At 70.3% G+C, this 13537-nt stretch carries 11 protein-coding genes and 1 riboswitch; of the genes, 5 read left to right on the top strand and 6 right to left on the bottom strand.

The window, feature by feature from the left end; genetic code table 11:
• Positions 1–78 precede the first annotated feature (78 nt).
• The 5 genes from AQI95_RS26780 to AQI95_RS26760 all read left to right on the top strand — a co-directional run bounded on the left by AQI95_RS26780 (position 79) and on the right by AQI95_RS26760 (position 6238).
• Positions 79–342 (top strand): DUF3311 domain-containing protein, encoded by a 264-nt coding sequence (locus AQI95_RS26780; protein WP_067129006.1) that lies wholly within the window; start codon positions 79–81, stop codon positions 340–342.
• Positions 339–1952 (top strand): monocarboxylate uptake permease MctP, encoded by a 1614-nt coding sequence (mctP, locus tag AQI95_RS26775; RefSeq protein WP_067129003.1) that lies wholly within the window; start codon positions 339–341, stop codon positions 1950–1952. The genes AQI95_RS26780 and mctP overlap by 4 nt, the downstream gene beginning before the upstream one ends.
• Before the next feature lie 71 nt (positions 1953–2023).
• Positions 2024–2530: a GNAT family N-acetyltransferase gene (locus AQI95_RS26770; RefSeq protein ID WP_067129000.1), complete on the top strand. Its 507-nt coding sequence runs from the start codon at positions 2024–2026 to the stop codon at positions 2528–2530.
• A gap of 51 nt (positions 2531–2581) precedes the next feature.
• Positions 2582–2726: riboswitch (cobalamin riboswitch) on the top strand.
• Between the two features lie 123 nt (positions 2727–2849).
• The gene (locus AQI95_RS26765; RefSeq protein ID WP_067128997.1) at positions 2850–5219 is read left to right on the top strand and encodes a ribonucleoside-diphosphate reductase subunit alpha; all 2370 of its coding nucleotides are present in this window, start codon (positions 2850–2852) and stop codon (positions 5217–5219) included.
• Entirely contained in the window at positions 5219–6238 is a 1020-nt protein-coding gene (locus tag AQI95_RS26760) for a ribonucleotide-diphosphate reductase subunit beta (RefSeq protein WP_067128994.1), read from the top strand. The genes AQI95_RS26765 and AQI95_RS26760 overlap by 1 nt, the downstream gene beginning before the upstream one ends.
• A gap of 104 nt (positions 6239–6342) precedes the next feature.
• On the opposite strand, the gene AQI95_RS26755 is transcribed toward AQI95_RS26760, so the two are convergent.
• The 6 genes from AQI95_RS26755 to AQI95_RS26730 all read right to left on the bottom strand — a co-directional run bounded on the left by AQI95_RS26755 (position 6343) and on the right by AQI95_RS26730 (position 13514).
• On the bottom strand, positions 6343–7713 hold the full coding sequence (locus tag AQI95_RS26755) for a bifunctional albaflavenone monooxygenase/terpene synthase (RefSeq protein WP_067128991.1): 1371 nt from the start codon (positions 7711–7713) through the stop codon (positions 6343–6345).
• Positions 7710–8795, bottom strand: coding sequence for an epi-isozizaene synthase (cyc1, locus tag AQI95_RS26750; RefSeq protein ID WP_107121759.1), 1086 nt, complete (start codon positions 8793–8795; stop codon positions 7710–7712). Before cyc1 ends, AQI95_RS26755 begins: the two co-directional genes overlap by 4 nt.
• 290 nt (positions 8796–9085) lie before the next feature.
• Entirely contained in the window at positions 9086–9736 is a 651-nt protein-coding gene (def, locus tag AQI95_RS26745; protein ID WP_067128985.1) for a peptide deformylase, read from the bottom strand.
• Positions 9737–9809: 73 nt separating this feature from the next.
• Positions 9810–10790, bottom strand: a complete 981-nt coding sequence (locus AQI95_RS26740) for a hypothetical protein (protein WP_067128982.1) — start codon at positions 10788–10790, stop codon at positions 9810–9812.
• Positions 10791–10890: 100 nt separating this feature from the next.
• Positions 10891–12183: an HD-GYP domain-containing protein gene (locus AQI95_RS26735; RefSeq protein WP_067128980.1), complete on the bottom strand. Its 1293-nt coding sequence runs from the start codon at positions 12181–12183 to the stop codon at positions 10891–10893.
• On the bottom strand, positions 12180–13514 hold the full coding sequence (locus AQI95_RS26730) for an HD-GYP domain-containing protein (RefSeq protein WP_079071491.1): 1335 nt from the start codon (positions 13512–13514) through the stop codon (positions 12180–12182). The genes AQI95_RS26735 and AQI95_RS26730 overlap by 4 nt, the downstream gene beginning before the upstream one ends.
• Positions 13515–13537 lie beyond the last annotated feature (23 nt).

Below are 13537 nucleotides of genomic sequence, written 5' to 3'. Positions count from 1 at the left end.
CTTCCACTGCCGCGACACCGTCACCTAGATTGCCTGCGCATTACACAGGTGATCAGCGAGGGGACGGAGAGCCGTGGCATGTCCGAAACACCTGAAGTGAGACCACCGGTCGTCACACCGGTCCGGGTGATCATCACCTTCTGTCTCGTCGCACCCTTCGTGGCGTTGCTCTGGGTCGGCTCCTACGCCAAGACGGACCCCGCCTTCATCGGGATCCCGTTCTTCTACTGGTACCAGATGCTCTGGGTGCTGATCTCCGCCGCACTCACCATGATCGCGTACAAGCTGTGGCTGCGCGATCAGCGCGGCCGCACGTCCCAGAAGGGCGGTGAGGCGAAGTGAAGGACGGCGTCAACGGCGTCACGCTCGGCGTCTTCATCTTCTGCTTCCTGGCCGTCACGGTCATGGGCTTCCTCGCCGCCCGCTGGCGCAGGGCCGACAACGAGCACTCGCTGGACGAATGGGGTCTGGGCGGACGGTCGTTCGGCACCTGGATCACCTGGTTCCTGCTCGGCGGCGACCTGTACACGGCGTACACCTTCGTCGCCGTACCGGCGGCGGTCTACGCGGCGGGCGCGTCCGGCTTCTTCGCGGTGCCGTACACGATCCTGGTCTACCCGCTGATCTTCACCTTCCTGCCGCGCCTGTGGTCGGTCTCGCACCGCCACGGGTACGTGACGACCTCGGACTTCGTCCGCGGCCGCTTCGGCTCGAAGGGGCTGTCGCTCGCGGTGGCCCTGACCGGCATCCTCGCGACCATGCCGTACATCGCGCTCCAGCTCGTCGGCATCCAGGCGGTGCTGGACGTGATGGGTGTCGGCGGCGGCGAGAACACCAACTGGTTCGTGAAGGACCTGCCGCTGCTCATCGCCTTCGGCGTGCTGGCGGCGTACACCTACTCCTCCGGGCTGCGCGCGCCCGCGCTGATCGCGTTCGTCAAGGACGCGCTGATCTACATCGTCATCGCGGTGGCGATCATCTACATCCCGATCAAGCTGGGCGGCTTCGACGACATCTTCGCCAAGGCAAGCCACGCGTTCAGCCAGGTCAGCCCGGCCACCGGCAAGCCGCGCGGGGCGCTCGTGCCGCCGGAGGCGGGCCAGTGGACGTACGCCACGCTGGCGCTGGGCTCCGCACTGGCCCTGTTCATGTACCCGCACTCGATCACCGCGACCCTGTCCTCCAAGAGCCGCGAGGTGATCCGCCGCAACACCACGATCCTGCCGCTGTACTCCCTGATGCTGGGCCTGCTGGCCCTGCTGGGCTTCATGGCGATCGCGGCCGGGGTCAAGGTGACCAACGGACAGCTGGCGATCCCGCAGCTGTTCGAGGACATGTTCCCGGACTGGTTCGCGGGCGTGGCCTTCGCGGCGATCGGCATCGGCGCGCTCGTACCGGCGGCGATCATGTCGATCGCGGCGGCGAACCTCTTCACGCGCAACATCTACAAGGACTTCATCAAGCCGGACGCCACACCGCGGCAGGAGGCCCAGGTCTCCAAGATCGTCTCACTGCTGGTCAAGGTCGGCGCCCTGGTCTTCGTCCTCACCATGGACAAGACGGTCGCGATCAACTTCCAGCTGCTGGGCGGCATCTGGATCCTGCAGACCTTCCCGGCCCTGGTCGGCGGCCTGTTCACCCGCTGGTTCCACCGCTGGGCCCTGCTCGCCGGCTGGGCGGTCGGCATGGCGTACGGCACCGTCGCCGCGTACGGCGTCGCCTCCCCGACCCAGCAGCACTTCGGCGGGTCGGCGAAGGAGATCCCCGGCATCGGTGAGATCGGCTACATCGGCCTCACGGCGTTCGTCCTGAACATCGCGGTCACCGTGGTCCTCACCTTCGTCCTCAAGGCCGTGAAGGCCCCCGAGGGCATCGACGAGACGCGTCCGGACGACTACACGGCGGACGCGGGCGCCCCGCGCGTGCAGAAGGAGCTGGCACCGACCGCGTAGCCCGTCACCGTCCGCAGCGGGCCGCCGGGATCGAGCACCTCCGGCGGCCCGCTGTCGTGCACACTCGCACCATGGACATACTGATCCGCCCCGCCGTTCCCGCCGAGTACGCGGAACTCGGCGAGATCACCGCCCAGGCCTACCTCCAGGACGGCCTCCTCGACTTCGGCGAAGGCGACGTGTACCTCGCCGAACTCCGGGACGTGGCCAAGCGGGCCGCCGCCTCGGACGTCCTCGTGGCCACGCGCGACGGCATCCTCCTCGGCGGTGTCACCTTCGTCCCCCGCCCCGGCCCCATGGCCGACATCGCCCGCCCCGAGGAGGCCGAGATCCGCATGCTGGCCGTGGCGCGCGCGGGCCGCGGCCGCGGTGCCGGCGAGGCCCTCGTGCGGGCGTGCGTCGAGCGCGCGCGGGCCGTCGAGGGCTGTCGGGCCGTCGTGCTGTCGACGCAGCGCACCATGCACGCCGCCCACCGCATCTACGAACGCCTCGGCTTCGTTCGCACACCCGAGCGCGACTGGAATCCGATGCCCGAGCTGCTCGACATCACTCTGCTCACCTATCAGTTGACGCTCTGAGACCGGCGCGACACAACATCTGGGGGTGCCACGACAGCCCGGCACTAGATGTATGCTCGTCCTCGCTGTCGTCGCAGGGGAATCCGGTGCGAATCCGGAACTGTCCCGCAACGGTGTACTTGTGCATGTCCGCCCCCGAAACGGAGCGCATCGCACAGGAGTCAGTCCGAGGACCTGCCGCAGCGCGCCCGGCCGTCCGGTCCGGGTGCCCTGAGACGTCCGGGCCTCGTGGAATGGGCCGGTGGACGCGACGCCCTGTGCGCTCGTGGCTGCCCCTGCCCTCCGCAAGGCCCCCGTGCCGAGCGAGGGAGAGCCCCACGTGACCATCGCGCCAGCAGATCCGGCTTCAGCCACCGGCCTGGAGACCGACGGTCCCGGTACCGCGCTGCTGCGGACCCTGACCGAGCTGACCGCCGACCTCCCCGACGCCGACCCCGGCCGGGTCGCCGGCGCCGCGCTGCGCGGCCGGTCCGCCCGCGCCGACGAGGCGGAGTTGCGCGAACTGGCCACCGAGGCCGCCGCCGGGCTCATCTCCGAGGACCCCGCCTACTCGAAGCTGGCCGCCCGGCTGCTGACCCTCTCCATCCGCGCCGAGGCCGCCTCGCAGGGTGTGACGTCCTTCACCGAGTCGATCACCGTGGGCCACCGCGAGGGTCTGATCGCCGACCGCACCGCGGAGTTCGCGCGGCTGCACGCCGCACGCCTCGACGCGCTCGTCGACACCCGCGCCGACGACCGCTTCGGCTACTTCGGCCTGCGCACGCTGCACAGCCGCTACCTCCTGCGGCACCCGATCACCCGCAAGGTCATCGAGACGCCCCAGCACTTCATGCTGCGGGTGGCGAGCGGCCTGGCCGAGGACGACACCCCTCGCTCCGCCGACGAAGTCGCGTCGCTCTACAGCCTCATGAGCCGCCTCGACTACCTCCCGTCCTCACCCACCCTCTTCAACTCCGGCACCCGGCACCCCCAGATGTCGTCCTGCTACCTCCTCGACTCCCCGCTGGACGAGCTGGACTCCATCTACGACCGCTACCACCAGGTGGCCCGGCTCTCGAAACACGCCGGCGGCATCGGCCTGTCGTACTCCCGGATCCGCAGCCGCGGTTCGCTGATCCGGGGCACCAACGGGCACTCCAACGGCATCGTGCCGTTCCTGAAGACCCTGGACGCCTCCGTCGCGGCGGTGAACCAGGGCGGCCGGCGCAAGGGGGCCGCCGCCGTCTACCTGGAGACCTGGCACTCCGACATCGAGGAGTTCCTGGAGCTGCGGGACAACACCGGTGAGGACGCCCGCCGTACGCACAATCTGAACCTCGCGCACTGGATCCCGGACGAGTTCATGCGCCGGGTGAACGCCGACGCCGAGTGGTCGCTGTTCTCCCCGGCCGACGTGCCCGAGCTGGTGGACCTGTGGGGTGAGGAGTTCGACGCCGCCTACCGCGCGGCCGAGGCCGCGGGCCTGGCGAAGAAGACCATGCCGGCCCGTGAGCTGTACGGCCGGATGATGCGCACCCTGGCGCAGACCGGCAACGGCTGGATGACCTTCAAGGACGCCGCCAACCGCACCGCCAACCAGACGGCCCTGCCGGGTCATGTGGTCCACTCCTCCAACCTCTGCACGGAGATCCTGGAGGTCACGGACGACGGTGAGACGGCGGTCTGCAACCTGGGCTCCGTCAACCTGGGCGCCTTCGTCGACCCGGCGGCCGACGACATCGACTGGGAGCGGCTGGACGAGACGGTCCGCACCGCCGTCACCTTCCTCGACCGTGTCGTGGACATCAACTTCTACCCGACCGAGCAGGCGGGCCGCTCCAACGCCAAGTGGCGCCCGGTGGGTCTCGGCGCGATGGGGCTGCAGGACGTCTTCTTCAAGCTGCGCCTGCCCTTCGACTCGCCGGAGGCCAAGGCCCTGTCCACGCGGATCGCCGAGCGGATCATGCTCGCCGCGTACGAGGCCTCCACCGACCTCGCCGAGCGCAGCGGCCCGCTGCCGGCCTGGGAGAAGACCCGTACGGCCCAGGGTGTGCTGCACCCCGACCACTACGGCGTCGAGCCGACCTGGCCCGAGCGGTGGGAGGCGCTGCGCGGTCGTATCGCGTCCGTCGGCATGCGCAACTCGCTGCTCCTCGCCATCGCCCCGACGGCCACCATCGCCTCCATCGCGGGCGTGTACGAGTGCATCGAGCCGCAGGTGTCGAACCTGTTCAAGCGAGAGACGCTGTCCGGTGAGTTCCTTCAGGTCAACTCGTACCTGGTGCAGGATCTGAAGAACCTCGGCGTGTGGGACGCGCGCACCCGGGAGGCGCTGCGCGACTCGAACGGCTCGGTGCAGGACTTCGTGTGGATCCCCGAGGACGTGCGCGCGCTGTACCGCACGGCGTGGGAGATCCCGCAGCGCGGTCTGATCGACATGGCGGCGGCCCGCACCCCGTTCCTGGACCAGGCGCAGTCCCTGAACCTGTTCCTGGAGACGCCGACCATCGGCAAGCTCTCGTCGATGTACGCGTACGCCTGGAAGGCGGGCCTGAAGACGACGTACTACCTGCGCTCCCGCCCGGCGACCCGGATCGCCCGTGCCGCCCAGGCGCAGGCCCCGGCCACCATCCCCGTCCAGCAGGCCACCGACCCCGACGCGGTCGCCTGCTCCCTTGAGAACCCCGAGTCCTGCGAGGCCTGCCAGTAATGACCAGCACCACCCGTAACACCAATCTGCTCGACCCGGGCTTCGAACTGACTCTCCGTCCGATGCGCTACCCGGACTTCTACGAGCGCTACCGGGACGCCATCAAGAACACCTGGACCGTGGAGGAGGTCGACCTCCACTCGGACGTCGCCGACCTCGCGAAGCTGACGCCGGAGGAACACCACCTCATCGGCCGGCTGGTCGCGTTCTTCGCGACGGGCGACTCGATCGTCGCGAACAACCTGGTCCTGACGCTGTACAAGCACATCAACTCCCCCGAGGCGCGGCTGTACCTGAGCCGTCAGCTCTTCGAGGAGGCGGTGCACGTCCAGTTCTATCTGACCCTGCTGGACACCTACCTGCCCGACCCCGAGGACCGGGCGGCGGCCTTCGCGGCGGTCGAAAGCATCCCCTCCATCCGCGAGAAGGCCGAGTTCTGCTTCAAGTGGATCGACTCGGTGGAGCGGCTCGACCGGCTGGAGACGAAGGCGGACCGCCGTCGCTTCCTACTCAACCTGATCTGCTTCGCCGCGTGCATCGAGGGCCTGTTCTTCTACGGCGCGTTCGCCTACGTCTACTGGTTCCGCAGCCGGGGCCTGCTGCACGGCCTCGCCACCGGCACCAACTGGGTGTTCCGCGACGAGACGATGCACATGTCCTTCGCGTTCGACGTGGTCGACACCGTCCGCAAGGAGGAGCCGGACCTCTTCGACGGCGAGCTTCAGCAGCAGGTCACCGACATGCTGGCGGAGGCCGTCGAGGCCGAGCTGCAGTTCGCCCGCGATCTGTGCGGCGACGGTCTGCCGGGCATGAACACCGAGTCGATGCGCCAGTACCTTCAGTGCGTCGCCGACCAGCGGCTCACCCGTCTCGGCTTCGCCCCGGTGTACGGCTCGGAGAACCCGTTCTCCTTCATGGAGCTGCAGGGCGTTCAGGAGCTGACGAACTTCTTCGAGCGCCGCCCGTCGGCGTACCAGGTCGCGGTCGAGGGCACCGTCGACCTGGACGAGGACTTCTGAGCCTGCTTGCAGTTCGTCCGGGCGCTCGGCACCGCCCAAAAACGCCTACCGGCGTGCGTTCCGGGGCCTGTCGGCCGCCCGAGCGCACGCCGGTAACAGGTGACTTACCAGGGCATCGCCCGCAGTCGCAGGTCGTGCGGGCGCAGGGTGATGCCCACCCGGGTCGTGTCGTTCGACCCGCTGACCTGCTGGAAGCGGTACTTCGCCGAGACCGCCGCGGTGATCAGGCTCAGCTGGGTCATGGAGAAGTGGTCGCTGGGGCACTTGCGGTTGCCGACGCTGAAGGGGCTCATGGCGTACTTCGGTACGTCCTTGGACCGCTCCGGCAGCCATCGGTCGGGGTCGAAGTCGAGGTGTCGGTCGTAGGAGCGGGCGTCACGCTGGATCGCGTACGGGCTGTAGACGATGTCCGCCCCGGCCGGAATGCGATAGCCACCGAGTTCGGTGTCGGTGACCGCGCGCCGCGTCAATATCCATACGGCGGGCCTGAGCCGCATGGCCTCGACGACGACATTGTTGGTGTGCGTGAGTGAGCGGACGTGCTCGAATCCGACCGGTCGACCGCCGGTCACGGATTCGACCTCGGTCCGTACCTTCTCGGCGTGTTCCGGGTGTTCCGCGAGGACCTGGAGCAGCCACATGATCGTGGAGGCGACTGTTTCGCTGCCGGGGGTGAGTATCGCGACGACCTGGTCGTGGATCTCCTGTTCCCCGATGGGGTCGCCATTGTCGTCCTTCGCCTCCAGCAATGCCGTCAGCAAATCGTCCGGCTTTTGACCAGATGCCCTCCGCTCGGCGACGATCTCGTCGACCAGCAGATGCAAATCGGCCAGGGCCCGGTTGAATTCGCGGTTGGCCGGAAACGGCAGCCGGTACAGCGGCCCGAGCGGGATGACCATCCGGCGGTACATGCCGCGGAAGACGGTGGCGAGGTCGATGCTGAGCCGCTCGGCGCGCTCGTCCATGTACTCGCCGCGCAGCAGGCAGCGAGCGGCGATGCGGACGGCGACCCGGAAGGACTCCGAGGTGCAGTCGATGGTCTCGCCGGGCCGCCAGCGCTCGGTCAGCGCATGCGCCTCCTCCTCCATGACCGGCCCGTAGTGCGGGATGGCGTCCAGTCGGAACGCGGGCTGGATGGTGCGGCGCTGACGCCGGTGCCGGGGCCCGTTGGCGGTGGCCACGCCCTCCTTGCCGAGCAGCCCTTCCAGGGACTCCCACAGCGGGCCGTCGATCTTGAAGTCGGGGTTGAGCGCGAGCGCGCCCGTGAGGGCCGGCGTGGTGACGGCGTACACCGTCTTGGGGCCGAGCCTGAGGCGTACGACGTCGCCGTGGTCGCGGAGCCGGGACATGAAGGCCAGCGGGTCGCGGGCCAGTTTCAGGCCGTGCCCGAGGCCCGGTACGGCACCGCCCGCGAGGGGCGGTTCGCGCAGTTCGGTGGTCTCGGGGGTCAGGGGCTGCACAGACTCGACGGTCATTTCTCACCTGCCGTTTCGTTCGTCACGTACGGGGGCGTGGACCGGTCGTCCCAGGTGTCGACCATGTACCGGCCGGACTCGTGGTGGAACCAGTAGACGGAGCTGAACCAGTTCCGCATATTGCCGATGCAGGCGCGCACCGCGGCGCTCAATTCCTTTCCGTGGACCGTTCCGTCGGCGAGACCGTCGGCGAACCGCAGGGCTTCCTGCTCGGCCTCGATGAATTCACTGATGCACTCCTCGACGCGCCGCCTGACTTCATCGACCGCTTCCTCGAGGCTCAGCCCCTCATGGGTGATGAGACTGATTCCGAGATTGTGGACCTCATCGCCCGCAATTTCCTTCGGCAGCGAGCAGAGATCGTTGTACCAGGCGGCGAATTCCTGGCTGAGCAGCGCCGGTCGACGATAGGCCGGGTTTTCCCTTACGGCATCCGGGAGTTCAAACCCGGCGCTCGGTTCGAGCAGGTCGGTCCAAATCCAGTGCGCGAAGGTGTGCCGGCGCAGGGCGAGATATTCTTCGACGCCGGGTATGTATCCTTCGGTTCGGTTGCGGAATTCCTGGTCGTAGGCCTCGATCACCGTGTGGAAGTGACGGGTGAACCGCTGGTTCCAGGTGCGCGGCAGGAAGCCGCACAGCCGCACCACGCTGTCCGCGAACCCGGCGACCAACGGGTCCGGATGGTGCAGATGGTGCCGGGGCGCGTCGAGTGCCGCGTGCAGGCGGTGCCGCAGCCGCCGCCAGTCGCCGGCCCGGCCGTGGACGATGTCGCGGTCGTGGCGGTCGTCCCAGACGAAGAACCATGCGCTGTAGTCGGCGATGGCCTGCAGTACCTCCTCGGGGGCGCCGAGGTAGTAGCCGGCCATCAGGTCCGTGTAGCAAAGTCCATCGGCATATTCATGCACCTTGTCCGCGGGCATGAACCGCTTTTCCAGCAGCCAGCGGCGCGTCTTCTCCTGGAGCCGCGGCCAATACGGATGCAGTTGCCGAGGAAAGGCGGACTCGATCACCGGGAGTGCCAGTGAGGGTGGCACGACGACCGCCGTCGGCGTTGCGGTGGTGCTGTGTGGGAGAGCTTGCACGAACAAACCCCTCTCAGCCGCCTGAAGCGCACACCCCTCGGGTGTGCCGGGCGTGCGCCGTTGCGTATCCCCGCCCTCTCCATTCAGCACCACAACTGACCGCCATGGGAACGGATTTGCTCCACTCACTACCCCAAGGTGCCGAGATTCCCCCCTCACATGACCGATTAGGGATCACAACGCGCGCAGAAGGGACCGGTTGTACGACGCACGGACGAGCGAGCCGCGGCCATACGAAGGGCGCCCGACCGGGAGTGATCCCGGCCGGGCGCTCGGCGAGACGGTGGAGGCTAGTCGTTGGCGACCACCGGGTAACGTGGCTCGTTCTCGGCCATCTGCCGCAGCGCGTCCTTGCGCTCCCGCTTGGACAGCCGGTCGATGTACAGGTAGCCGTAGAGGTGGTCGGTCTCGTGCTGCAAACACCGTGCGAAGTATCCGGTGCCGCGGACCTTGATCGGGTTGCCCTGCTCGTCCTGGCCGGTGACCTCGGCGTAGTCGGGGCGGGCGAGCGGCGCGTACGCCGTCGGCACGGACAGGCAGCCCTCGTTGCTGTCGTCCAGCCGGCGCTTGTCGGCCGGCAGCTCGACCACCTTCGGGTTGCACACCACGCCGACGTGCCGGACACCCTCGTCGTCCATGCAGTCGTAGACGAAGACCTTCAGGTCGACACCGATCTGGTTGGCGGCCAGGCCCACGCCCTCGGCGGTGCGCTGACTGGCGAACATGTCGGCGATCAGCTGCTGCAGCTCCTCACCGAACTCGGTGACGTCCTTGCACTCCTTGTGCAGCACCGGGTTGCCGACGACCGTGATCGGCCGCGAGGTCCCCCGCTCCCGCCAGGCCTTCTCGCGCTCCTCGCAGTCCTCCGTGTCGACGACATAGCCCTCGTCGTCGACGGGGAGCACGCCCGCGTGCTGCTGATCGGTGTCCTGCTGCGCCATGACCGACGTACGCCTTCCTGCAAGCCTGGAAAATTCTGCGAGTACAGCCTAAAGGCGGCTGGTCGTCGATGGCTCAGCAAACCTCTTCGAGGTCCCGCCAGTCCCGCGAGTCCGGACTGTCGGCGACCCACCCGTCCAGCAGCCCCCTGACCAGCGAGGCGGGCGCGGACACCCCGCACTCCCGCTCCGGAACCCACAGCTGCCCGTCCGTGCGATGCCCCAGCGGCCCGGGGTGCCCCGGCTCACTGTGATCGTGCGGATCCAGGTGCATCCCGTCGCCCTCGTCGGACGGCATCCGGGACTCGGAGCACATCCGGCACAGCAGCCGTACCGAGGAGGACCAGTCCTCCGCGGCGAACCCGGCGTCGGCCGCCAGCTGCTCCAGCGCGTCCCGGTCCGCCTCCGTGGCCGCCTCCAGCAGGACCACCCAGGTCGGCACGGGTGAGGGCGCCCACAGCTCGATCTCGTCGAAGACCGGGTAGGCGTGGCCGGCGGACGTCGTGCGCTCGCCGTGCGGGACACCGTCGTGCAGCACGACCTCGCCCCAGCGCCGCCCGGACGAGGGAAGCGGAATGGACAGCACCTCGATCCGCGCCGGATCCAGCCTGCGGCCCCAGACGACTTCGGCCTCGCCCTCCGGGGAGAGCCGTACGGCCGCGCTGCCCAGCTCCATGCCGGCCGGTTCCGCGGCCACGGTGGTGCCGCCGGGCACCTTCAGGCCGTACGCCTGCCAGGCGCGGCGGGCCAGCGGCCAGTCCTGCAGGGCGGTGGCGGCGATGCCGACGTTCCACCAGTCGGGCGCCCCGGCCTCCCGGTCGAGCAGGGCGACCGCGCGGAGCCCGGCCGCGCGGGCCTGCTCCCAGTCGTGCCGGAACTTGTGCAGCAGGGCGAGGTTGAACCAGGACTCCGACAGCCAGGGCTCCAGGTCGGCGGCCCGTGTCAGCAGCTCGCCCGCGTCCTCGTACCGGCCGTCGCCGATCAGCGTGAACGCGCGGTCGGTGGCCTGCCGCCAGGAGGCGGAGGGCCGGTGCCGTCCCTTGCCGAAGATCCTCACGATTCCCGCCTGCCAGTTCCATTTCCGCACAGTGGGCTGGCTTGTGCCCCCGGACACCCTCTCCCTCGCATCCAACCACGTACGGCGGGAAAGGCGCTCATTACCCATGGGTTACCCAGCGGCGGGCGGGGTCAGACAGTGACGTGCCCGACCCGCCGTCGCCCACCTGCGCGACCACCCGCCGGGCCCGCGGCCGGGCCAGCACCCGGGCGAGGGACTCCACCACCTCGGGAGCGTAGTCACCGGCGGTGCCGAGGCGCAGGTCCTCCAGTGCCCGCAGCGGCGCCTCGGGGCCGGCGTCCCGGGTCTTCTCCTCGTAGGCGTTGACCGCCCGGACGATGCGCGCGGCGACCGGCTGTTCGCGGTAGGGGTCCGCCTGCCGTTCCACCATCACGGCGACGGCCGCGGCCACCCCGGTCTGCCGGACGACGGCCCCGCCGAGCAGCGCGATGCGCCGCTGCTGCGCGGCCGGCAGGCCGGCGGTGGCGCCGGCCGGGACCGGGTCGACGAGGCTGAGCTGGCCGATGTCGTGCATGAGGGCCGCGTACTCGAGGACGGTCAGTTCACCCTCGGTCAGCCCGAGGTCCCGGCCGACGGCGAGGCTGAGGGAGGCGACTCGGCGGGCGTGCCCCGCGGGGGTGTATCCGGCGATCTCGGTGGCGCGGGCGAGGGAGGCGATGGTCTGCCGGTAGGTGTCGCGGACGGCCGCGTACCGCCGCTCGGACAACTGGGTGAGCAGCAGGGGCAGACAGAACACGGGCAGCGCCCACAGCCCGACGACGGCCACCGCGAGGGCCATCACCGCGCCGGTCGCGCAGACCGCGGAGCCGATGCCGAGCAGGCCGCGCAGCTCCTCGCGCAGCAGCGGACCGAAGGGCCAGCCGGCGCGGCAGTGGGCGAGCGCGGCGGCCAGGACGGCGTCGCACAGAGCGGTGAGGCCGAGCAGGGCGACCAGCAGGAGGGCGTAGAGGGGGCCGCCCCAGGAGGCGAACAGGCCCTTGTCGTACAGGGGTTGGAAGCAGACGGCGGTGAAGCCGACGGTGAGCACGCGGCGGGCCAGGTGGTCGAGGGTGGTGGTGCGCCCGGACCAGATGTGCGGCAGGGCGCCGAGCAGGGTGGCGGCGAGGACGACGGTCGCGACCTGCGCCGGACCGGCCTGTGCGGGCCGCCCGGCGTCCGCTCCGAGCAGCGCGTACGACAGCGAGCCGGCGGTGGCGAGGGGGGCGGCCTGCCGGGTCCCGGCGCCGCTCCAGCGGGTCAGCTCGCCGACGGCGATGAGCACGGCGAAGGCGAGCGCGACGCCCCGGTCCGCGAGGCCGGTCCACAGGGTGCCGGCGAGGGAGCCGGCGGCGGCGAGGGCGGCGGCGCCGTGGATGAGCCGCAGCGCGGTCACCGGCGTGTTCCGGTGGCCGGCTGCCGGCCCGGGGCCCGCAGCGGCGTCTCGTCGGTGGTGTCCGTGGGCTGCCGCTCTCCCCCGCTCCCGCCCTCGCTGGAACGGGGGCACCCCCATCGGGCGAGCGCACGGGCGAGCGCGGCGACCATACGGGGGTCGAACTGCGCGCCCGCACAGCGCTCCAGCTCGGTGACGGCCGCCTCGACGGGCCGGGCCCTGCGGTAGGAGCGGGTGGAGGTCATGGCGTCGAAGGCGTCGGCGACGGCGACGACCCGGGCGCACTCGGGGATCTGGGCGCCGACGAGACCGTACGGGTAGCCGCTGCCGTCGAGGCGTTCGTGGTGGTGCAGGATCGCGGCGCGGGCCTCGCCGAGGAAGGAGATCCCGCGGACCATCTCATGGCCGTACTCGGGATGCAGTTCGATGATCCGGCGTTCCTCGGGGGTCAGCGGGCCGTCCTTGCGCAACAGCCGGGTGGGGACGCCGAGTTTGCCGACGTCGTGCAGGATGCCGGCGAAGCGCAGGACCTCGACGCGGTCCTCGTCCATGCCGAGTTCCCGGGCGATCATCACGGAGGCCTGTCCGACGCGTTCGCTGTGGCCGCGGGTGTAGCCGTCCTTGATGTCGACGGCCTGCACGAGGGCGCGGATGGTGGCCTGGTGGGCGGCGCGTTCACGGTGGTACTGGGCGAAGATCCACCAGGACACCCACATCGGCAGCAGCACGAGCAGCGCGGCGACCGGGCCGTACGGGCTGCGCCACAGCACGGCCATCATCAGCCCGGCGAGTCCGTGGACCGCGACCGGCGCGAGCGAGCGGGACAGCAGCCCGTGCCAGGCCCGGCGCGGCGGGACGCCCAGGGCGAGCACGCGGATGCCGCCGTCGAGGGCGGTGAGGACCAGGCAGAAGGCGAGGACGGCCGCGCCGGCGGGCAGCAGCGCGTACGGGAAGTCGGAGGCGACGACCGCGTCCCGGCCGCCGAGCGCCCAGTTGACCTCGGCGGCGCCCCACACGGCGAGCGCGGGCCGGGCGGCCCGCCACACGCGCCGCGGCAGCGCGGGCCGGTGCTCGACCGGGGAGAGCAGGGCCGCGGGCAGCGCGACGAGCGCGGCGGCCGGCGGGGGCAGCAGGAACGCCCCGGCGAGCAGGACGGGGTAGAAGGTGCCGCCGAAGCGTCGGCGCACGACGTGCTCGCAGACGGCGTACAGCGCGCAGAGCAGGCCGAGCGCCCACCAGGGGGCGCGTACCGTCGGCAGCGGCAGCAGGCAGAGCAGCGCCAGCAGGGCGACGGCGGCCACACAGCCGTGCGCTCTCGCCGGAACCGCCTCCATCGCGCCCCTCCCGGACCCGCCTG

The sequence above is a fragment of the Streptomyces yokosukanensis genome (assembly GCF_001514035.1).
GTDB lineage: Bacteria > Actinomycetota > Actinomycetes > Streptomycetales > Streptomycetaceae > Streptomyces > Streptomyces yokosukanensis.
This window is presented reverse-complemented; position numbering and strand designations above follow the sequence as displayed.